This window comes from Gardnerella vaginalis ATCC 14018 = JCM 11026 (assembly GCF_001042655.1).
GTDB lineage: Bacteria > Actinomycetota > Actinomycetes > Actinomycetales > Bifidobacteriaceae > Bifidobacterium > Bifidobacterium vaginale.
Map to the genome: position 1 here is coordinate 106,905 of NZ_AP012332.1, position 22,224 is coordinate 129,128.

A 22,224-nucleotide genomic window follows, 5' to 3' on the forward strand; every position below is an offset into this window, starting at 1 on the left:
CCTTTACAACTTATAAATTAATGGCGTGCTAAAAGGTAAACAATATCTTGTCTAGGAAAACCTTTACAAATAATTACTATCTAAAACTGCTTAAGATTCATTAATCTTTTAAACTGAATCAGTAAGCCATACTATCTATACAGTTATGTTCATTTTTGAAAGGAATAACTGCATTACATTCCCAATACTTACCAAAGGCTCGAAAATAGAGTGAACCGCCTAAATGCTTTATGGTATCGCGATGAAGCAAAAGTCCTTTTTGAGATACTGAGCGAATTGCATCTTTACTTTTCCCGCCCAAAAATCGAACATTGAACTGTTTTATAACAATTTGTTTTTCGCGTATCGAAATTCTGATGTAATAAACTAAAGAAGCATATTTTCGCATGTTCAAATATAGTTCTTCGATTAATTCAATAACTTCACAGATGATTTCATTGCTAATGTCTTCAGGAATATCGTTACTAGATATGTTGCATATTGATCTTCCTTTTAATCCACAAGATGTATTGATTGAGTCGTTCATTTGTAGTGTATCTTCAATGTGCTGAATGAACTCGCTTCGAGCATCTTGCTTAGCAGTATTTCCACGTAGAATGTCGATAATATTATGTCCTTCTTCAAAAGCCTGATCTGCCAAATCATTTATTGCCTCAATAGCACTTCGCTGTTTTTTAGAAATAGACTTGTCAAGTAATGCTATTTTACTTTGTAGTGCAATATCTGCAATCTTATTAGTTAATCTATCGTGCATTCGCACAGCCAGATGAAGATTATTAATTGTTTGCTTATCTTTTTCATAAAGAACCATTTTTTGGTGAGAAATGCGCAAAATAATACCAGTGCAAACGCAAAATATATTTATTAAAAGGTAAGCAATAAGATACTTGAAAGACAAAGTTGATAGGTATCGGTATGCAACGTAGTGTAATGCATCTATTACTAAGAATAAAGGTAGTGTAAATTGAATCGGATATAAATACGAAATAAAAACAAATGATATGATGAGCCCGAAAGTTACTGGTGGAAGATTCAGACTAGGAATAACAAGAATGCTGAGATGTACAAAAATATAGCACATGCTCATAAAATGCGGGAGCAAGCAAAGAAACAGATTTATAGCAGCAAGAATCATGTAAACTATGACAAGTTGTATTGTGCTATTGTCGCTATTTGAGTAAATATATGCATCCATTGCGCTCGACAAACATCCCAATAGTAAAAATGTTTTATTGTCAATAAGCTTTTCTCGTAAACGACGCATTAAGAAAATAATCATTGTGTATCATTTCCTAAATATTCATCATGCAGCCATGTAGTAATAAGTTGTGAACGATTTGTCACATTCAATTTTTTGAACACGCGACGAAGGATAGTTTCCACAGTACAAGTTTCAACAAATAAACGTTTGGCGATTTGCGCATTAGTCATGCCTTTACTGCACAACTTTATAATTTCAGTCTCATGATTCGTTAAAGCAAGGCGTCCATTTTTTGGCTTATTTTGCAAACGCTGAAATGCTGTCGTCGTGTCGTCAAAATGAAGATCTCCTATTATTTGTGGCTTGAACGTGCCATTGGCAATACTGCTAAGCATGGCGCAAATAGTTTCTGGGTGGTTCTTTCCAACAATGCCTTGCGCGCCTGCTGTTGATGCTTTTAAAGCATAATCGTTTATAGGGAATGAAGTTATAGCAATTATTATTGGGAGTGAGTATCTTCTTCGCAATTCGTATAATATTTTAATTCCCGAAACCCCAGACATATACATGTCAATTAGCAGCACGTCTGGGCATTGATTTTGACAAAATTGAATTGCTTGATCGGCGTACGCGGATAACCAGCAAATACTGCAGGACGGAACAACCTGTTCAATATATGTTTTTAGGCCGTGTAGACAAAAACAATCATCATCAACAATGCCAACAGTAATATGCTTTGCTATCATATTGCTCCTTCAGAAAAGCATTATTTAAGTAATAATAGTACTTGAATTTGTATGATGAATATCTTGTCTAGGAAAACCTTTACAAAGGTAATCTTATAAAGGTAGGCACTGAGAGCTTACGGGGGTTACTCCGCAGCGAATAAGTTCGCTTAAAGTTTAGTGATTCAATCACAATGTGGTTGAGGTTATAAGCAAATAAATTGTTCAGTAACATATAAACTCTATGCAAAACAAATCATTCTCTGGTATTACGCAAGCTCCAAAAATCATAAATAAAATCATCATTTAGTGTGATGCAAACTCTTTACGGCGATTATAGGCTATTAAGCAAAAGCTGAAATCCTCAATAAAGTGTCAATCATAAAAGCATTAATTGTAGCATTATCAAGCACTTTATTTATTTTGGATCAGTTTGAGAGGCTTGTTTCGACGCATACTATGTGTATACGAGTTTGGCGAGTAAGGAGATTTGTGTTATGAGTAAGTTTACGAAAGTACTCTTGCTTTCTGCTATGCCAGTGTGTTTGCTTACTGCATGCTCTGGTAGCGCAGTTGATAATAGTCAACAGCAAGCACAACATGATTCAGTTCCACTTGTTTCAGTCAAAAAACAGCCTTTAACACAAATTGTGTCGGGTAAAGCAGCAATAGAACAATCATCTACCTTTGTTATCACTGCTGTAAGTAGAGGGAATTTTTCTCCATCGGTAAAAGCAGGAAGTGCTGTAAAAGCTGGAAGTATTTTAGGCTACAATGCTGGTAACAAAGTTATTGCTCCAGTAAACGCTAAAGTTGTGTCAGTGGCTGAATCATCTGCGGACGTGCCTAAATCTTTCCCACTATTCACTCTTAAATATGAAGGTTTTTCAATAAGCCTTAACGCAAAAGCTTTACTTCGTTCTGCGGATATTGCAGATGTTAAAGGTCGCTTCCAAGTTGAAGATGGTGTTGGGCCAACCAATTGTTTGCAAATAGTACAAAGCGGTGGAACTTCTACAGATGTTGCAGCCTCGGGTAGTAGCAAGAATGAGAATGCTGATTCAACTCAAACAGATGAGTCGAGTGCGCAAAGTGCACCTAGCGTATCGTCAAAAGTTTTAACGTGTTTAATAGATAAAAGCACAGAAGTAGAATCAGGTCAAAATGCGACGCTTGTTTTTAATGGCAAGCATAAACAATCAGTTCTAACACTGCCCGTTAGCGCGGTTGCTGGAAGAGTCCAAAAAGGATTAGTCTCATACAAAAAAGGCGATAATTGGGAGCGTAAAGAAGTTGGTCTTGGAATCAGTGACGGCGCTAATATTGAAATTACGTCTGGTTTGCATGAGGGTGATGTCGTAGCAGGTGTTTCTCCTAATCTCATTCCAGGAGTGCAATGATTATGGAGAACAATACTGTTCCGCTGGTTGAACTACAAGACGTGTCAGCGCGTGTAAAACTAGGCAATGGCGAATGGCTTACCACTGTCAACTCTGCTTCTATGTTACTTAATCAAGGTGAAACATACGCGGTAGTTGGCAGGTCTGGCTCCGGCAAAACAAGTCTTATTTCTATTATTGGATTTTTGAATAAAAATTTTACTGGAAAATACTATTATTTTGGCAAATCAATCCAAAAGTGTAGTGATGCTACAGTATCGCATATGCGCGCTCGAAATATTGGTTTTGTTTTTCAAAACTATTCGCTTATTAAGCATTTAAGCATTAGAGAAAATGTTGAGTTGCCGCTTTTATACGCAGGACTACAACAAAGCAAGCAGAAAAGAAGAAAAACTATAGAAGAAGCATTATGTGATGTTGGATTGCAAGATAAACTAAACGAATACTCTGGAAGGCTATCAGGCGGTGAACAGCAGAGAGTCGCGATAGCGCGTGCTCTCGTCACTAATCCCGAATTACTTATTTGCGATGAGCCAACTGGTGCGCTCGATAGTAGTACGGGAGAAAAAGTGCTTCAAGTGTTGCATGATCGTGTTCAAGAATCTGGAACAACATTACTATTAGTCACTCATGATATGAAAGTGGCTCGTTCTTGCTCTCACATTTTTACTATGGAAGGCGGTGTTCTTTATGATCATGCTGCTTAAAGATTTGCGCCTGTCTCCTATGAGATCCTTCCTCACAGGTTTTTCAATGTTTATCGGCATCATTGCCGTTATTGCGTCAGTGCTTATCGGCACGGTTGGTAAGGACTATCTTATTGCAACTAACGAACAGCTAAACGGTCGTAGACCAACATACGAGATTACTTTTTCAGCACAAAATTTTGACGAATATTCAGTATTTAACAAATTCTTAAATCGCATTGAATCCGCAAACCGTAACGCTAACGTTATGCTACAAACAAACACTGGACTACTGTTTAGCGCTTCTATGCCAGCCTCGAAGAGTGTAAAAATAAGCAAAGAATATAAGACTGGCAATCTTCAATATGCTGACGCTGTTTACACTACGGCAGGATACAACAAAGTTTATAACTTACCTATTGTAAGTGGAAGATGGTTTAGTAATAGCGCTAAAAGCAACGCATTAGAAATGGTAGTAAACCAATCTGCTAGCAAAAGATACAAGATTGGTGAAGTAGCATTTATTACTTCTCGCAAAACAACACAAATGAGTCCTATAAGGATTGTTGGAGTTGTGAACGATGGCGTAGACTCAGCAAAAGTATACGTGAATATTCTAGGATTATTACGTTATGCTCCAACTCTTTGGGAATATTCTGGAAAAGAAGCTCAAGGCTCAATCTACTGGTTGAATAAAGAAAATCGTTCTCAAAAATCAATTAAATCTTATGTTTCAGATGCTCTTTACGACTGTTGTGGTGGACAAGTAAACGAAATTAGAAGACATGATAATAGTGATGATTACGAGAATGTTATAACAGTATTGCAATTAAGTTTTGCTATCGTAGCAGCATTATTGCTTTTTGTTTCCGCGCTAGGTTTAATCAATATTGGTTTAGCATCGTTGGAGCAGCGCACACATGAACTGCTTATACGCAGAGCCTTGGGTGCTACTAGATGGTCTATTGCTTCACTCGTGTTAGGAAGTGCGATTATTTTAGCGCTGATAGTTTCGATTGCTGCTGTCGCTGTTTCTTTTGGACTTGTGTCTATAGCATCAAGTTTTTGGGATGCAGCAAGCCCAGTTAGTCCGCCAGTTTACCCATATGAAGCCGCTATTGGAGCTGTTATTGCGGCTTTTATTACAGCGCTTGCTGGAAGTGTGGTGCCGGCAATAAAAGCATCACGTTTACAACCAGCATTAGCATTGCGTTAATTTTCAAAAAATAAGAAAGAAGGAATAATGAATAATCATACTATTGGTAAAGCAACTCTTATTGTTGGTGTGCTTAGTGCGCTTCTTATGTTTAATGCGTGTGGAGGAATAGGCAACAATAATGCGAGTGGTATGGGTGGCGCGCGCTCGCAAAATAGTTCGCCTAGAGAGACTGTTGATTTTGCTCATATAGAGAAGGAATATCAGGAATCTGTGGCAAAGCTTAGTTGGCCTGAAAAATATAAAGCTCCTGCAAACTTGGTTGGAGAAGAAAAAGACGCTCAGTTCCAGAGTGGATATGGTGATACGCAAGCATCTAATTATTATCAGTGTGCTTGGGAACGGCAATGGTTAGACACGTATGCTAGTGATGAACAAGCGGCAAGTAAAGCTTTGCATGAGCTTGAAAAAGTGCCTAGCATGCCGTTTATGGGTCCAGATCGTTGTGATGATGCAACGCGAAACTTTTTCAAAGAGCACATGCGTAAAGCAAAACTAGGAGATCCGTCAGGATTCCAACAGGATGTGCAAACTAATTGTCCTGTGATGTAATTGCATTTGTATAGCTTTATTGTGCTTACGCGCTAAATAGCTTGTTATATGCTTCTTTTTACCCATGTTGATGGTGTCCAATAATCTTTGGTAAGCATTGATGGGTATGTTTGTTTACGAGCTTGAATAATCCATAAGGCTATACCTGTTGAAACAAGTATTACGCCAGCTGCAATCATTATGAATAATGATGAATTTAGATTTCCCCATGCTAGTACGCTTGCATACCCTACGATAATGCCGCATTGCTCCATAATAGAAGTAAAAGTAGTAGTTGCGCCGAGAATGTGTGTCGGTATGCCATCGAGAAGAGCTGTTTGCCCATAGACAATAGTTGCGTCAAAAATAATACCTGCAATGAAAGCAGAGCAAAGAAAAAGAGCAATCCAATTATTAAGTGCGAAAATAAGTAAAGGAATAGAAAGGAATCCAGGTAATAAAATAGAGTATAAAATCTCATAATGCAGCACAATATATTTGCATAATAGCGAACCTACAATCATGCCAATGTTAAATATGCTGACTATTGATCCCCACGTGGATGCCGAATGAAAAAGCGTGAGACAATGGTGTGCTCCCATTAGTCTGAATGCAGCAAGCCATGAGCCTGATTGTAATGCTGATACTACTCCTAAGACTATTAACCATGGTGTAGATTTCATATAGTGTAAAGAAGCTGCAAAACCAGCAGTTTTATTGCTTCCTGTCTTCGTATTGTTTGAGCTATTTTGTGCTTGCTGGTTTAGATTAACTAACAGTAGAGGTAACGCCGCTAATATCATCACAATAGCAATGCTCGTAAAGAAAATGAGCGGATTACATATATCAACAAATATGCCAGTAATCGCTGGTGCAGCAAGCCTGCTGAGATTAATCCACATACGCATGCTTGCTAAAAATTTGGTTTTTTCGCCAGTTGGCGCGCTATATGCCATTAATACTTTTTGATTAGGCGAAGAAAATGCAGTAAAGAATCCGAATATTATGCCGAGTAGTGTAACCGTAATAGCAATAAGATTATGCTGTGCTACTAAAGCGAAACCGTATCCAGTACACAACAAGGCAAAACAAAACGTTAGCGCTATAAACAATCTAGTTGGTGGATATTTATCTGCGATAATGCCGCCAAGCGGTGCTGCTATGCAGGTCATAAGTGCTACGGACACCGCGTTAAGTGCTGCGTGAGATAAGTCGACATGTATTAAAAGATATAGGCTTACGCCAAATCTACAGCTCGTTAAAAGAAAAGCATTAAGCGATAAAACGGCAATAATAAGAGTCGTGCGAATCCGTGCCGCAGCGTTCATTTCCTTCTCTTTTTTCTTTCTTTCATGTTATGAATGTCTTTCATATTCTGAATGATATATGCCTCTTGATATACACCTTTTTCTGGACTGTGAGTGAAATGAGTGTTTTATTGCAGTGTTTTACTCTTAACTACTCTTAACTGTGCTGAGCCCTACTCTCGTATGGCTTTGTTGGGTTTTCTTTGTGTTTATTGTGGTGTTTTACTCCGAAATACTCCGAAATGTATTTACTTTTGCGCTTTGTTGTTTGTGTCGTGATTCGAATTGCTGCAGTTTGCAAACAAGATATATAACTACTGGCGATAGTAGGAGAGGAAGCTGGAGAGTTTGCCCATTGCATCGCGAAGCGTTTGCAAGCGCGGTAAGTAGATAACGTGTAATTATTTTAAGGTATTGACGTTTGTTTAACAATGTAGTAAATTGATTTACAAGAGTTTAGCATTGCAGTTCAAAGGAGACTGAAATGGAGAGAATGCCTAAAGGTAAAAAGTTCCAATTTAAGGCATTGCTTGATGACAAACAGTGGGTATCTAAAGATAATGTCTTCGGAGTTGGAGGGGAGGAGGTAGAAACAAGCGTGCATTTTTGATTTGGTGTCTGTGTGAACATGACATGTAGATTTATATGAGCCAGTGTTTGCGGCAATTAAAAAACTGTTTGCTTGTTATGTAGTCATACAACAAAGAATAAAAAAATTACTAGTTTGTTTTCTGATGCTTTAGAGAATAGTTCGTCACCCATTTTCTAAATGCAAAATGAGTGCAAGTTAACATATGCAGATAAAAAGAAGGTTACAATGAAGAAACTTACAAAAATATGTGCATTAATCGGTGCTGCTGCAATGATTATTAGCGCAGGTGCGTGTGGTAGTGCAAAATCATCCGACGCTAATGGTTCAACACAGCTTACCATTTGGCATTATTGGGATGGCGCTAATGCCGATACCTTTGATGCAATGGTGAAGGATTTTAATGCTTCGCATAAAAATATTAAGATTAAGACTGCGAGCGTCCCGAACTCTGATTTTATGACGAAGCTTCGTGCATCGGCTTCGTCGAAGAGCTTGCCAGATATTTCTATAAGTGATTTGGTATGGGTGCCACAGATTGCAAAAATGGGCAATTTGACTGATCTTTCTAAGGTTATTAGCTCGAAAACGCTCGATGATGTGACTCCTGCATTGATTGACTATGGTCATATTGACGGCAAACAAGTTTCTGTGCCAGTTACTGCCAATAATCTTGCGTACATGTACAACAAGGACGTTTATAAAGCAGCTGGGTTAGATCCTAACAAACCACCACAAACATGGGATGAGTTGAAGAAAGTTGCAAAGACGATCAAGGAAAAGACAGGCAAGCCAGGGTATGATTTGCTTACTCAAGCAGGAGATAACGGCGAAGGTTTAACTTGGAACTTCCAGGTCAACTTGTGGCAAGCTGGCGGCGAATTCTTGACAAAGGATAATTCTAAGGCTGCATTCAATACGCCAGAAGGCAAGAAGGCTATGAACTTCTGGGTGGATCTTATCAAGAGCGGCGTGAGCCCATATGCTAAGTGGGGCGAATTTGAAAAGGGCAAGGGTGGTTCTGCTCAGGAAGGTAGCTGGATGGTTGGCATCTGGGCGCCAGATCCACCATTTGATTTCGGTGTAGCAAAAGCCCCTCATCCAAAGGATGGCAAGGAAGCAACTAATCTCGGTGGTGAACAAGCAATCGTCTTCCATAATTCTGACGCTCGTGCTAAAGCTGCTGGCGAATTCTTGAACTGGTTCTTGCAGCCAGAACAGGTGATCAAGTGGTCGCAAAAGACTGGCATGCTTCCTGTAACGAAGAGTGTTGCAAAGTCTGATAAGTATTTGGATTGGGTTAAGAAGGAACAGCCTCGTTTAATTCCGTTTGTGGAACAAATGGAGATTGCTCATACACGTCCAAATACGCCATTGTATCCAAAAATTTCCTTTGAATTTGCAAAGGCTGTGGAGAAGGCTTTCGCTGGAGAGCAGAGTGTTGACGAAGCGCTTGCGAATGCTGAAAAGGCAGTTAACGACGTGATTGCCAAAGGCTGATTGCATAAATACTGCGCCGATAGCTGGGTCAAAGGAAATGAAGTTGACTCAGCTATCGGGGTTCTTTGCATCAAGGAGTATGTAATGAAAAAACGTCATTTTCTCAAGTCTGCGCACAGGCACTACCAGAAAGATCAAGTAATATGTGCTGCGGTATTCTTGTTGCCAGCAGTGCTTATTATTGGTGGTTTCGTGCTGTACCCTGTGTTGTCTGCTGTATATATTTCACTAACATCGTGGGATGGATTCTCTCCAGAAAAGAAATTTATTGGCTTGGGAAACTATGTTCGTCTTTTCCAAGATCCTGAGTTTTTCAATAGTTTAATGGTAACGGTTATTTATGCTGCTGGTGTATGTGTATTAAGTGTGCTGACTGGATTGTTGCTCGCGCTTTTGCTTGATGCGCCTATACGAGGTAGGAGTATTTATCGTAGTATTTACTTCCTTCCAGTGGTTACATCTTCTGTGGCTGCAGCCATTGTGTGGAAATATATGCTCGATCCTTCTGGATTCGTGAACAGTGTGTTGATGAAATTCAATATACACGGACCAGATTGGTTACAAAATCGTTGGCTTGCGCTTATTGCATTAATTCTTTTGACCGTGTGGAAAAATATTGGTTTTAACGCTATTTTGTATTTAACTGCGTTACAAGCATTGCCAAAAAGCGTGTATGAAGCGGCTGCATTAGATGGAGCTACTGGGTGGCAAAAATTATGGAAGATTACTTTCCCATTGCTATCTCCAATGACGTTTTTTGTAGTAGTTCAGGCATTAGTAACGAGCTTCCAATCCTTCGACCTTGCATACATGCTCACTGGTGGCGGTCCTCGCGGAGGCACGGAAGTGCTTGGCATGATGATGTATCGTGATGCGTTCAAGCTCGGTGATTTTGGCTATGGAACAGCAATAGCGTTCATTACGCTTGCGCTAGTGCTAGGCGTGACGATGATTCAATGGAAAGTTTCTGGAGCACAAGGAGAAGAATAATGAAGTCATCATTATGGTCGCGTTTGGCGCGTCATGCGATTCTGATTTTAGGTTCAGCAACAGTAATCATTCCATTTTTGTGGATGTTCACTACTTCTTTGCAAATGCGTGCTGAAACATACACGAATACTTCAATTTTTCCTACATCATGGCATTGGGAAAACTATATTCACGCTTGGCAAGCGGCGCCGTTTGCGCAATATTATTGGAATACGCTATTGATGACGGTAGGAATTGTTGTAGGACATTTAATATTTGATGCCTTTGCCGCCTACGCTTTTGCGCGATTAGAATTTCCTTTGAAGAAAACAATATTCATTCTGCTGCTTTCTGCATTGATGATTCCTAATTTTGTGATTGTTATTCCGTCTTATGAGATAGTCGCTAATTTGGGATGGGTTGATACGCTGTATGCTTTGATTGTTCCTAGACTTGCAGATGTGTTTGGCATTATTTTACTTCGCCAATATTTTGCAACAATTCCTCGAGAGCTTGATGAGGCAGCGCGCATTGACGGTTGTGGCAGGTTTGGAATATTCTTCAAAGTAATCGTTCCATTGTCGTCCCCAGCGTTTGCGACGCTTGGTATTTTTAGTTTTCTCTTTGCGTGGAATGATTTCCTTTGGCCGTTATTGGTTACGAATACGGATGAAACTCGTACAATTCAGATTGGTTTAGCATCCTTCGTAGGGCGTTACGGAACCTCTTGGAATTATTTAATGGCAGGAACTTTGACTGCAACAATACCAAGTATTATTGTGTTCCTTTTCTTCCAACGTGCGCTTGTTAGAGGAATTGCCAATACTGGTATGAAAGATTAGAAATTGTAGAAAAATTAAGGATGGGGTTTATTATGTCTATACCACAGTGGTTGCCTGATGCAAGATTTTATCAGATTTTTCCTGATCGTTTCTATCGTTGTGAAGGCTACGGTATGCTAACTGAAGGTCATGTGCCGCTTGATCCATGGGATGCTGAGCCTACGCGTGAGAATTTCTTAGGTGGTAATATTGCTGGAATTACAGAAAAACTTGATTATATTCATGATTTAGGTTGCAATGCGCTCTATTTGAATCCAATTTTTTCTGCTGCAACAAATCATCGTTATGACGCAAACGATTATTTTAAAATCGATCCACTTTTAGGAACTCTTGAAGATTTCCATACATTGGTAGATGAAGCGCATAAGCGGAATATACGTATAGTACTAGATGCAGTTTTAAATCATTGTGGTAAAACTCATTGGATGTTTCAAGATGTTGTTAAAAATGAAGAGAATTCAGAATATGTTAATTATTTTTCAGTGAAAAACTTTCCAGTTAAGTCATTGCCTGTGCCTAATTATAAAACCTGTTCTGGTTGTGAATATCTACCGAAGTGGAATGTGTTTAATCCAAAGGTGCGTGAGCATCATTTTAATGTTGCGAAATATTGGATTGATCAAGGTATCGACGGTTATCGTCTTGATGTTCCATATTTTATTTATCCAGAATTTTGGCAGGATTTTAGGCAAGTTGTTAAATCAAAAAATTCAGAATTATGTTTGATAGCTGAAGAATGGAGAGACCCTGCTCAATGGTTGCAAGGAGACACTACCGATAGCACAATGAATTATACTCTGCGTGATTTAGTTTTAGGTTTTACTGCAACAAAGCGATTCAATGCATACGATTTTGTTAACGGTATTAACCGTCTGCAGGAGCGCATACCGTATGGATATCACCATGGGATGATGAATTTGTTGGGTAGTCACGATACTGAGCGTGTTTTAACTGCGCATCAAAATAATACTGAGGATTGCATAACTGCCTACTGTTGCATGTTTGCCTGCGAAGGTGCTCCGATGATTTATTACGGTGATGAACTTGGTATGGTTGGCGATAATGATCCAGGGTGCCGTTCTGGCATGCAGTGGGATAGTCTTGATACAAATGCTGAAATATTCCGTACAATTGTTCAATTAAATGCATTGCGACGTGATCATATTGCGTTGCGAAGGGGTACGCAAAGTTGTTACGCTGTTGATGGAGATACTGTCATTATTTCGCGAGAGCATAAGGAAGAATCTCTTTTGATGATTATTTCACGTAGTAATTTATTAGAGTATAATTCATCGAAGCTACCTCAACAATTGCAAAATCATAATTGGCGAATTATAAATGGTGTAACTGTTGGAGATAGTTGGCGCCCTAATAAAGATAATTCTATGATCGTATTGCAGGCTCAACAGTAAAAATAATGTAGAAGTAAGAAGTGTGAAGCATGGGAAAGAAAATTACAATGCAGGATATTGCTGATGCAGCGCGTGTCTCTAAATCTGCTGTCTCCTTTGCGTATAATACTCCTGATCGCTTATCGTCAGAAACTGTAGAACACATATTTTCAGTTGCAAAGGAACTAGGATATGTGCGTAATCCTGTTGCTTATATGCTGCGAACTCAAAAGACAAATAGTTTGGGATTGTTACTACCACAGCAATTAGGGCGAGTGCTAGAAAACCCATACTATTCGGAATTTATTCAGGGTATTGGGCAAATCTGTGAGCGAGAGGGATTGACGCTTCTTTTAGTGCCTCCACTTCGTAATTCTATGTTAAAAGCAATTCCTTATGCTGCAGTTGACGGTTTTATAGTAACTGGTTTAGAAGAAGATCGTGGTGAAGTTGAAGCTCTTATGCAGCAAGGAAAGCCATTTGTGATTGTTGACAGTGAAGTACATAGCCAGGCTCCGAGTATCAATATTGATGAGTCGCGCGCTATGAAAGAATTAACTGAGCATCTTATTTCATTGGGTCATCGCAATTTTGTGGTGATTTCTCCAGAATCAGGCAATGATGATGGGTATCTTTCTTGGCATGGAACAATTCGTCGCCGTATTAATGGTGTGATTTCTGCTTTAGAAGAGAATGGAATAGCCCCACTGGTCGATAAGAAAAATGTTATTGAAGTACCATGTACTCGTACTGGAGGAGAAGAAGCTTTTGCACAAATAAAACAAAATAATTCTGTATTACCAACTGCATTCATCTGTTTTAGTGATGTTATCGCGTTTGGAGTAATGGACGCTGCTAGACAGTCTGGTTTACAAATCCCACGTGATATTTCTGTTACAGGCTTTGATGATCTAGCTGAGTCTGCATGTAGTAATCCACCGTTGACAACAGTTAAACAGCCTGTCACAACTAAAGGACGTTTAGCTGCTGAATATATAGTAGAGACTTTGAATGCTGGGTATGAACGAGCATCATCCCGTCACGTATGCCTACCTATTACTGTGCTGCTGCGTGAGTCAATTGGCCCAGCAGCATCTATACGAGAATAGTCTGCGTAGTAAATACTTTGATTCCTTCCTCCTATGAAAAATATAGTGCCACGTTAAGTTTTTTTTAGCGTGGCACTATATGCATAATTTCTTGAATAGGGTCAGAATTAATCGTAATTTTTTGTTTATGCAAAAATTATGATTTCTACTGGCGATAGTAGGAGAGGAAGTTAGAGAGTTTGCTCATTGCGTCGCGAAGCGTTTGCAAGCGCGGCAAGTAGACTACGCGGAAGTAGCCTGGAGTCTGCCAATTAAAGCCTTTGCCGTGCACAATCAGCAACTTCTGGTCGCGCAGCAAATCAAGCGCAAACTGTTCGTCGTCGTGAATGTTGTAGCGAGCAGGATCGAGTTTTACAAACATGTAGAAAGCAGCATCTGGTCGCTCGACGCTTACGCCATCCATCTCCTGAAGTGCGTTATAGCAGTACTCTCGCTGCTCATACACGCGTCCGCCCGGCTCCAAATACTTCTCAACGCTTTGGTATCCGCCTAAAGCAGTCTGAATAATAGATTGCGCAGGAACATTCGAGCACAAGCGCATATTAGACAGCATGTTAAGCCCCATAATGTAGTCGCGAGCCTTGGATTTATCTCCCGAAAGACTCATCCAACCAATACGGAAGCCAGCAATCATATGCGACTTAGAAAGTCCGCTAAAAGTTACGCAGAACACGTCTGGAGCAAGAGAAGCAATCGAAACATGCTTCTTGTCGTCCATAACAAGACGGTCGTAAATCTCGTCCGCAAAAATAATCAGATTAAACTCGCGCGCAATCTTAACAATCTCTTCCAAAACTTCGCGACTATACAGCACGCCCGTAGGATTATTCGGGTTAATAATCACGATTGCTTTAGTGCGAGGCGTGATTTTAGAGCGAATGTCGGCAATATCTGGGTACCAATGCGACTTTTCGTCACACATGTAGTGCACAGGAGTGCCGCCAGCCAAGCTTGCGCACGCAGTCCACAGCGGATAGTCTGGGCTTGGTATAAGAATCTCGTCGCCGCAATCAAGCAGTGCTTGCATAGAAAGGTTAATCAGCTCGGAAACGCCGTTTCCAGTGTAAATATCTTCCATTTGCACGCCTGGAATGCCCTTAAGTTGATCGTATTGCATAATCGCCTTGCGCGCAGAGAAAAGTCCGCGACTGTCCGAGTAGCCTTCGCAATCAATAAGCTGCTGCTGCATGTCGTAAATTACTTCGTCTGGAGCGCGGAAGCCAAAAGGAGCAGGATTCCCAATGTTGAGCTTTAGAATATGCGTTCCGTTTGCTTCCATGCGGTTTGCTTCTTCTACAACTGGGCCGCGGACATCGTAAAGCACGTGCTCAAGTTTGGTGGATTTGTTGAAGTTTCTATGTTTGAGCGTTTTGGAAAGCTCTTCCTCTGTAAGATGTGGCTGATTTAATTGTGATTCTTCTACAGACTGGCAGTTTTGCGCGGTTTTTGCGCAAGAATGCCCACCTTTGATTCCGTAGTCGCTAATTTCAAGAATTTGTGCAAGCATATCTCGCACGTCTTTGCGTGGCTCAGTTTTACCGCTTAAATACTGGCTTAACTGACTTTTGCCAAGCTTATGACCATCTTTTGCTGCAAGCGCGATTACATCAATCTGCTTATATCCTTTGATTTTCATGGCCTTTTTAAGGTCGTTTGCAAAATTTTGTGCCATAATCTGTCTTTCTTATAGAAGCTTATAAAATCAGCATTCTTAAATTGAACAAACTTACAACAAAGTTCAAAATAGAAGATATAAATTGAACTTTGAGGCGATTAAAAGACAATTTTACGCGTAAAAATGCGTTTTGCAAGCCTAAAATTGAATTTATTTTGAATTTATTTTGAATTTTGACCGAACTCTGCGAACAATTATGAACTTTTTGAATCTATGTTGAACTCTTGAATAAATAGATAATCTTTAGATTTATTTTAGATTACTTTGAATTGCTCAAATTGTTTTACCATTTTCTTATATTTCGCGCGGTTGCCATGTTTCGATAAGCTGGAAAAATATGGCAAATAAGCAAGGGGAGTTATAGCGGCATGCCAGTTTTTGAGCTAATTCTGTACATAATGGCAGTTGTGGTTCTTTCATCATTCTTGGAGCGTTTTATACCAAGAGTTTCAGTGCCGCTTGTGCAGATAGCTATGGGCATTATTGCTGCAGAATTGCCATTTTTTCCAAACGCATCTTTAGATCCAAACATGTTTATGGTCGTTATAGTTGCGCCACTTATATACTTTGAGTCTAGAGAAATCAATAAGCTAGCTCTGCTGTCTTCCTTCAAATATTCAGCCACGCTAGCTATTGGATTAGTTTTAGCCACAATGATTGTTGTTGGCATTCTATTGCCTGCAATATGGCCGTTTGTGCCAATTACGGCAGCTCTTGTGTTGGGTGCTGCATTAGGTCCAACGGATGCCGTGGCAGTAAGCGCTTTAAGTCACGAAGTGTCGCTTACGCGCAAACAATTTAGCGTTCTTCAAGGCGAATCATTATTTAATGACGCATCTGGAATAGTAGGATTCCAATTTGCAGTGTTGGTAGCATCCTCAGGCGTTTTCGACATTGTTCCAGCATTAAGCAGTTTTACAACAAAATTCTTTGGTGGAATAGTAGTAGGCGCGTTAGTAGGTTTTGCTGCAAACTGGCTTTTTGAAAAAATCAGGTCACTAGGTTGGGAAACTACGAAAACTAGAATATTAATGGAATTATTCCTACCATTTTTGCTATACATGGGTGCAGAAAGCCTTGAAACTTCGGGAATGCTTGCGCTAGTTACTGCAGGATTGCTTACAAAATTCGATCGTTCTGGAGTAGGTCCTAATGTTTCGCGAACAAATATAGTGGCAAACAGTGTTTGGAGCGTTCTATCTTTTGGGCTTAATGGTGCTGTTTTTGTGCTTTTGGGAATCGCGCTTCCAAAAGTAGTAAGTTCAAGTTGGAATGATCGTGGAATTAACAATCTTATTCTAGTGGCGATTATTTGCGTAACTTTAGTTGCCATTATAGGCGTTCGATTCTTGTGGATGGTTATTATGATTCGCCTTGTAAGGCGATCTAAAGCAAATAGGCGAGATGTAGATTGGCTAAAATCGTCCGTGATAATGACATTAGGTGGAGCAAAAGGAACTTTAACATTAGCGCTGATGTTTACGCTTCCAATTAGCTTCTCGCTTAGAAATGAATTGATTTTTATTGCTGGAGTGGTGATAGTAGTAACGCTTTTGCTAGCTAACTTTATTCTTCCCTTAATATCTCCTAAAGATAACAATCATGAGCTAGAAGCGGTTACGCCAATAATCATAGAAGTTTTGCGGAGAACCGTTGAAGAGCTTACGCTTAACGTTACGCAGGACAGCACTAAAAGTGATGATTATGAAGCGCGAGGCGCTGTGTTATCTGTGATTGATTCCTACACGGAACGAATCAATAGGCTAAAACAAAATGTAAATAAGAGTGATTCAAAAGACTACTTGTTATTACGTGTAGATGCTCTAAATTGGGAAAAGGACTATATAAAACAAAGGCTTAAAGACATTAAACAAGAGGGTGCAACTAAGTTTAAAATGCTAGATGAGGAAGCATGTGAACGGCTTTTAGACCAAATAATGAATTCGTTAAGACACATACATGCTGGTTCGCAAAAGCAATCAATAATGTGGCATGTGCGAGGGCGATTTAGGGCTGCTCAACGAAAGTATGTAACGGTTGCGCGGCGAGTAGGTAATATGATTCGCAGAACGGCTCCGCTTCTTAGAGAAGACATGATTTTTGTGCGTGTTCGGCAGATTCATATTGACGTTATACATAGCGTTGTTAAACGTTTATATCAAGAAATGCATAAAGAAACGTATAGCACGGAGCATTGTTCAGCTCTTTTACGTGAGTATAGGACTAGCGAGGCTTTTCTTAGATCGAGACCAAATGTTGCTATTAGCGTAAAAATGATTGAGCGAATCGATGATGTTAAGCGGCAAGGGTATGCAATTGAGCTTAGGGTTATTCACGATATGTATGAAGCTGGAGATATTACGCGCGCGCAAGAGAGGCAGCTGCGAAACAACGTTTATGTTATGAGCGTAGATGCTAATTCAGACGTGTAAGTTTTGTGTTAAATGCAGCTTTGTATTGCGTTTGTATTAACTTTACGGCGTGCTGTGTCGTTCGCGCGGTCTAAGCGCGCGAACGACTTCGCCGCGCAGAAGCAGTGCTTCTGCTTTGAGCGGCTCAGCGAATCGAGGTGATTTCTCGCGCATTATGCAGCTCGAAATCGTCGATTCGCACGCGGTCTAAGCGCGCGCTATTCCTCGCGGCTATTAGTAGCCGCTCGGCTGATTTGGCACATAAAGTCCACCGGACTTTATGTTTGAGCCAAATCACGCTTTGAAGGAGCTTGAAATGCGTTATGCAATTTCAAGCTCAGTCAAAGCGCAATCGAACTACATAAAGTTGCGAATCAACGCAGTTTGTTGCGGTGATACTATGGGTTACATGTATTTCTTTACTCCGCGCAGATGTGAATCTACTCAAAAAATAATGTACGCCAACAAAGGGCAGGCTCTTATTGCAGCGGATAAAAGTTTTACGGAACGCGGAGCAAAGCTGTGGGTTTATAAATGCGATTATTGCGGAAGTTGGCATTTAACGCATTCAAATCCTGCAATTCGTAAGTATTGCGATATGCGCTCGCGATTTGAAACAACCAAACCTAAGTCTAGAAAACGCGGATATAAGCCGCGTCTTCGTTAAATAATTAACGCTAAAAAATCAATAAATCAATACTTAAAAGTAAATCCTTGCGCATTAAGCTGCGATTCGCAACTATGGTTTTTGGCTCCAGAATCTACAGCAAGCTTTGTGATTTGTGCGCTGAACGCGTCTACTGGTTTGCTGGCATTTCGCAAATCGTAGTATTTATGCACTCTTTCATCGAATTCTGCAAGTTTTTCAAGCAAAACATCATCGCTGCTAGGGTATTCATTTTCAAAGAATTGCATGCTCGAATCCATGCGCGGCTTTAGTTCTGGGGACTGGTCTGGCATTCCAATCGCAAGCCCAAGTACTGGATACGTGTATTTTGGCAACTTCAAAAGTTCAATTAAATCGGGAATGTTGTTCAAAATTGAACCAAGGATTACGCATCCGAGCCCAAGTGATTCTGCAGCTGTTTCCATAGCATGCAGTGCAAGAATTGCATCGTTCTGCGACTGTGAGAACCTGTATCCTGTTTTAAGCGTAAAATCGTTTCCGTCTGCATCAATGCCATTTTTGCGCGCTATAGCAGCATTTCTGTGCTGATCAATAATAAAAACATACAAAAGTGGCGCTGTGGCTATATAAGTTTGATTTCCAAGCTCGGAAAGCTTTTGTTTAAGATTTTTGCTAGTGATTTTAATTGCGGACCAGTCGTTTAAAAACTGACTACAAGCTGCGCGCTGTGCTGCTGCTTCCAACGTTTTTACAATATTTTCGCTAATCGGCTCGTTTTTAAAAGCGCGTATAGATCTGCGATTTAGAAGTGTCTGAATTGTTTTATTTTCTTCAATCTGTTTATTGTTGTTTTGATCGTTATTTTGTTGCAACTCTGTCATTTTATTTCCTTAAAATTATGCTATTGAAAAATATTTATGCTATTTAGACTACTTAAAATACTTGTTTTTCTTGTTATTTTCTGCGACTTTGCCTTTTCTTAATTGCAGATAGTACCGCGCGATTTGTGTATCTACCTGCAACTGTTGTTAATATTGCGCTAAAAATCGCAAGCCCGAGGTTCATGAGCAAAGAATCTTCTTGTTTATTGTCTTTACTGATTTTTTTATAGTCTTCCCTATTTACGTCTTTATTTTTGCTACTTTTATTTTTTCTGTATTTCTCAAATTGTTTATTTTGCGCGATTTTGTGCATTTTATTGTTTTTTACGTAATGCTTCCATACGATTTCTGCGACTTTACCTACGACCATTGTAACAATTGCAGGAATTGCAGATTTTGCAATCATATCTAACAAAGTGTCAGGATTTTTAAGTCTTTTTTGTCTTAATGCAATAGCTTTATCGTTAACCTTGTTTAAACGCTTAATTGTAAGATTTGAAGCGCTGCGGGTTGCGCTGCGAGACGCATTATGAGTCGCACAATAATCTGCATGTGCGTTGGAAGATTCGGTATAAAATTGACCAGAAAAGTCTTGTCGTGAATTGTGCTGCGAATCATTCCGTGAATCATATCGTGAATCATTTTGGGTTAACGTCATATTTTTATGGTAATGGTAGCGAAATACTAATTAGTAATTGACATGTAAAAGTGTTATAAAAGTGTTATAAAAGCGAGCGAATATGGCAGTGGAGCCAGTTTGTAAGTAATGGGTTTAGATTTGCGCTAAGGCACCAAGCGTAGATTTTTGACTTGTTGGCGGTGCTTAAGGCGGAGTGGATTTATGCTGAACAGTATTGACGTTGACGTTAATGGTGGTTCATTTAGCGGAGATTCGTATGAGATTCAAGATGTTCCAGCAACTTGTGGCGGAGCTCCAGAGGGAAGACTTGTTCTTTTGCGTCACGGACAAACTGTTTGGAGCGAATCAGGTCAGCATACAGGTAGAACTGATATACCGCTTACTCAAATTGGTTGTTCGCAAGCAGTTTATGCTGGTGAGCGCATTCGACAAGCATTTCCTAAGGGTTTTGATGCAGACTGCCAGTTTGTAAGCCCTCTTGTTCGCGCTCGGCAAACAGCTCAACTAGCAGGTTTTACGCATTGCACGCCGCTAGAATACGCAGCTGAATGGGATTATGGGTGTGCAGAAGGGCGAACTAGAAAAGATGTCTCCGCGTTAAGTGGAGTAGAATCGTGGGATGTTTGGCGAGATGGTCCTAAGGCTCTTCCAGAGTTTATGTCGGATTCTTGTGAAGAGTCTCTTCCGAGTGGTGAAACGGTGAAAGTAGTACGCTGCAATGGGGAAAGTCTGCAGGATGTTTCTGATAGAACGCAAAAAATAATCGACTCTGTTTTGCCAAAGCTTAAAAGCGGCAAGGATGTGATTATTGTTGCGCACGCGCATGTTCTTAGAATTTTAGCTATGAGATGGTTAGGCGTTGATGCGTCTCAAGCGCGGTTGCTGCGACTAGACACCGCCCACTACAGCGCTCTTGGAACTTATAAGGGAGATCGTGTAATCGTTCGCTGGAATTGTTGATTTGTGATTGTTGCAGATTGTGCGACACGCCATCATATCAACACTGCTATCGTTTGCAATATCTTTGCATTTGAGGCATAATAAAAATTGTCGAAAAGGGCACCTAGGGGTGCGGCGGCTCATAGTAGGGTCGACGGCATAGGAGAAAGGTTCGATGATGAATCGTACAATTAAGTCAACAATTGCACTTGTAGCTTGCTCCGCGATGGCATTCGGTGCGCTCGCTGCATGTGGTTCCAGCTCTTCGGATTCTTCCGATAAGGGTAAGGTTTACTTCCTTAACTTCAAGCCAGAATCTGCTGATCAGTGGAAGGAAGTTGCTAAGGAATATACCAAGAAGACTGGTATTCCTGTAAAGGTCCAGAACGCTGCTTCTGGCACATATGAGCAGTCTCTTAAGAGTGAAATCAGCAAGGGTGATGAAGCCCCTACGCTCTTCCAGGTGAATGGTCCTGTTGGATATGCATCTTGGAAGGATTACACTGCAGATCTTAAGGATACGGAGCTTTACAAGCAGCTTCAGAACAAGGATATTGCTCTTAAGGACGGAGATAAGGTTGTTGGTGTTCCATACGCAATGGAAACTTACGGCTTGATTTACAACAAGTCTTTGTTAAAGAAGTACACTGAGCTTAAGGATGCAAAGGTAAAGTCTGCTGAAGAGATTAATTCCTTCGATAAGCTTAAGGCTGTTGCTGACGACATTCAGGCTCGTAAGAGTGAACTTGGTGTTGATGGTGCTTTCACTTCTGCTGGTTTCGATTCCAGCTCTGATTGGCGCTTTAAGACTCACCTTGCAAACATTCCTCTGTACTATGAGTTCAAGGCAGACAAGGTAACTAAGCAGCCAGCAAAGATCAAGGGCACGTTCCTTGACGGATACAAGAAGATCTTTGATCTTTACATTACTGATTCCACCACTCCTGCAACTCAGCTCAGCTCTAAGACTGGTGAGGATGCAAACTCTGAGTTCTCGCTTGGCAAGGCTGTGTTCTATCAGAATGGTACTTGGGCTTGGACCGACCTGCAGAAGGCTGGCATGAAGGCTGAAGACCTTGGCATGCTCCCAATCTACATTGGTGCTAAGGGCGAAGAAAAGCAGGGCTTGGCTACTGGCTCCGAGAACTACTGGTGCATTAACGATAAGACTTCGGATGCAAACAAGAAGGCAACTAAGGACTTCTTGAAGTGGGTTCTTACCTCTGATTATGGCAAGGAAGCTATGTCTAAGAAGATGGGCTTCACCACTCCATTCAAGAGCTTTGCTGATATGAAGTCTGAGAATCCTTTGACTGCTGCTGCTGTTGAAGATGCTCAGTCTGGTAAGACTCCTGTAAGCTGGAACTTCACTATGATGCCATCTGACAACTGGAAGAACGATCTTGGCTCCGCATTGCTTGAGTATGCTCAGGGCACTGGCAAGTGGGATAAGGTTAAGAGCGCCTTCGTTGACAATTGGGCTAAGGAAGTTGCTCAGACTCACGAAGATCAGGATTAATCTGAATATTGATTATTTGGCTTAAACTTGATTACAAATTAAAGTCATAATTTAAGGACATAATT

General features: G+C 40.4%; 20 protein-coding genes. 14 read left to right on the plus strand and 6 right to left on the minus strand.

The window, feature by feature from the left end; all coding sequences use genetic code 11:
• Positions 1–118: 118 nt before the first annotated feature.
• Together GAVG_RS00430 and GAVG_RS00435 are read right to left on the minus strand one after the other, a co-directional pair.
• On the minus strand, positions 119–1,279 hold the full coding sequence (locus GAVG_RS00430) for a hypothetical protein (protein WP_004113739.1): 1,161 nt from the start codon (positions 1,277–1,279) through the stop codon (positions 119–121).
• On the minus strand, positions 1,276–1,947 hold the full coding sequence (locus tag GAVG_RS00435) for a response regulator transcription factor (RefSeq protein ID WP_004113741.1): 672 nt from the start codon (positions 1,945–1,947) through the stop codon (positions 1,276–1,278). The genes GAVG_RS00430 and GAVG_RS00435 overlap by 4 nt, the downstream gene beginning before the upstream one ends.
• Positions 1,948–2,423: 476 nt before the next feature.
• On the opposite strand from GAVG_RS00435, the gene GAVG_RS00440 reads away from it, so the two are divergent.
• From GAVG_RS00440 to GAVG_RS00455, 4 genes are read left to right on the plus strand one after another with little or no spacing between them, the layout of a single operon-like run.
• Positions 2,424–3,326 (plus strand): efflux RND transporter periplasmic adaptor subunit, encoded by a 903-nt coding sequence (locus GAVG_RS00440; protein ID WP_009994085.1) that lies wholly within the window; start codon positions 2,424–2,426, stop codon positions 3,324–3,326.
• Positions 3,323–4,033: an ABC transporter ATP-binding protein gene (locus GAVG_RS00445; RefSeq protein ID WP_009994083.1), complete on the plus strand. Its 711-nt coding sequence runs from the start codon at positions 3,323–3,325 to the stop codon at positions 4,031–4,033. The genes GAVG_RS00440 and GAVG_RS00445 overlap by 4 nt, the downstream gene beginning before the upstream one ends.
• Positions 4,017–5,228, plus strand: a complete 1,212-nt coding sequence (locus tag GAVG_RS00450) for an ABC transporter permease (protein ID WP_004118109.1) — start codon at positions 4,017–4,019, stop codon at positions 5,226–5,228. The genes GAVG_RS00445 and GAVG_RS00450 overlap by 17 nt, the downstream gene beginning before the upstream one ends.
• A 27-nt stretch (positions 5,229–5,255) precedes the next feature.
• On the plus strand, positions 5,256–5,780 hold the full coding sequence (locus GAVG_RS00455) for a hypothetical protein (protein WP_004118111.1): 525 nt from the start codon (positions 5,256–5,258) through the stop codon (positions 5,778–5,780).
• A 44-nt stretch (positions 5,781–5,824) separates the two neighbouring features.
• On the opposite strand, the gene GAVG_RS00460 is transcribed toward GAVG_RS00455, so the two are convergent.
• Positions 5,825–7,087 (minus strand): MFS transporter, encoded by a 1,263-nt coding sequence (locus tag GAVG_RS00460; RefSeq protein WP_009994082.1) that lies wholly within the window; start codon positions 7,085–7,087, stop codon positions 5,825–5,827.
• Between the two features lie 463 nt (positions 7,088–7,550).
• On the opposite strand from GAVG_RS00460, the gene GAVG_RS07535 reads away from it, so the two are divergent.
• The 6 genes from GAVG_RS07535 to GAVG_RS00485 all read left to right on the plus strand — a co-directional run bounded on the left by GAVG_RS07535 (position 7,551) and on the right by GAVG_RS00485 (position 13,466).
• A complete protein-coding gene (locus GAVG_RS07535; RefSeq protein ID WP_004113751.1) occupies positions 7,551–7,676 on the plus strand; it encodes a hypothetical protein in 126 nt (41 codons plus the stop codon).
• A 207-nt stretch (positions 7,677–7,883) separates the two neighbouring features.
• Positions 7,884–9,155 carry an ABC transporter substrate-binding protein gene (locus GAVG_RS00465; protein WP_004113753.1) on the plus strand — a complete coding sequence of 424 codons (1,272 nt, stop codon included), beginning with the start codon at positions 7,884–7,886 and terminating at the stop codon, positions 9,153–9,155.
• 84 nt (positions 9,156–9,239) lie between these two features.
• Positions 9,240–10,145 carry a carbohydrate ABC transporter permease gene (locus GAVG_RS00470; RefSeq protein ID WP_004118115.1) on the plus strand — a complete coding sequence of 302 codons (906 nt, stop codon included), beginning with the start codon at positions 9,240–9,242 and terminating at the stop codon, positions 10,143–10,145.
• Positions 10,145–10,966 (plus strand): carbohydrate ABC transporter permease, encoded by an 822-nt coding sequence (locus tag GAVG_RS00475; protein ID WP_004112888.1) that lies wholly within the window; start codon positions 10,145–10,147, stop codon positions 10,964–10,966. The genes GAVG_RS00470 and GAVG_RS00475 overlap by 1 nt, the downstream gene beginning before the upstream one ends.
• Positions 10,967–10,998: 32 nt before the next feature.
• Positions 10,999–12,378 carry a glycoside hydrolase family 13 protein gene (locus GAVG_RS00480; RefSeq protein WP_004138409.1) on the plus strand — a complete coding sequence of 460 codons (1,380 nt, stop codon included), beginning with the start codon at positions 10,999–11,001 and terminating at the stop codon, positions 12,376–12,378.
• A 29-nt stretch (positions 12,379–12,407) separates the two neighbouring features.
• The gene (locus tag GAVG_RS00485; RefSeq protein WP_009994395.1) at positions 12,408–13,466 is read left to right on the plus strand and encodes a LacI family DNA-binding transcriptional regulator; all 1,059 of its coding nucleotides are present in this window, start codon (positions 12,408–12,410) and stop codon (positions 13,464–13,466) included.
• 145 nt (positions 13,467–13,611) lie between these two features.
• Here GAVG_RS00485 and GAVG_RS00490 read toward each other — a convergent pair whose 3' ends face one another.
• Complete coding sequence (locus GAVG_RS00490; protein ID WP_009994396.1) at positions 13,612–15,138, minus strand: aminotransferase class I/II-fold pyridoxal phosphate-dependent enzyme; 1,527 nt, start codon at positions 15,136–15,138, stop codon at positions 13,612–13,614.
• Between the two features lie 371 nt (positions 15,139–15,509).
• Here GAVG_RS00490 and GAVG_RS00495 point away from each other — a divergent pair, with 371 nt between their 5' ends.
• On the plus strand, positions 15,510–17,573 hold the full coding sequence (locus tag GAVG_RS00495) for a cation:proton antiporter (RefSeq protein ID WP_009994398.1): 2,064 nt from the start codon (positions 15,510–15,512) through the stop codon (positions 17,571–17,573).
• Between the two features lie 379 nt (positions 17,574–17,952).
• On the plus strand, positions 17,953–18,219 hold the full coding sequence (locus tag GAVG_RS00500; RefSeq protein WP_103013388.1) for a hypothetical protein: 267 nt from the start codon (positions 17,953–17,955) through the stop codon (positions 18,217–18,219).
• Between the two features lie 26 nt (positions 18,220–18,245).
• Here the strand turns inward: GAVG_RS00500 and GAVG_RS00505 are convergent, their stop codons facing one another.
• Positions 18,246–19,061, minus strand: a complete 816-nt coding sequence (locus GAVG_RS00505) for a nitroreductase family protein (RefSeq protein WP_013399401.1) — start codon at positions 19,059–19,061, stop codon at positions 18,246–18,248.
• A 73-nt stretch (positions 19,062–19,134) separates the two neighbouring features.
• Positions 19,135–19,719, minus strand: a complete 585-nt coding sequence (locus GAVG_RS00510; RefSeq protein ID WP_004112904.1) for a hypothetical protein — start codon at positions 19,717–19,719, stop codon at positions 19,135–19,137.
• A 183-nt stretch (positions 19,720–19,902) separates the two neighbouring features.
• On the opposite strand from GAVG_RS00510, the gene GAVG_RS00515 reads away from it, so the two are divergent.
• Both GAVG_RS00515 and GAVG_RS00520 read left to right on the plus strand, forming a co-directional pair.
• Positions 19,903–20,661 (plus strand): histidine phosphatase family protein, encoded by a 759-nt coding sequence (locus GAVG_RS00515; RefSeq protein ID WP_004113771.1) that lies wholly within the window; start codon positions 19,903–19,905, stop codon positions 20,659–20,661.
• Positions 20,662–20,815: 154 nt separating this feature from the next.
• The gene (locus GAVG_RS00520) at positions 20,816–22,159 is read left to right on the plus strand and encodes an ABC transporter substrate-binding protein (protein WP_013399402.1); all 1,344 of its coding nucleotides are present in this window, start codon (positions 20,816–20,818) and stop codon (positions 22,157–22,159) included.
• The last annotated feature ends 65 nt before the right edge of the window (positions 22,160–22,224 follow it).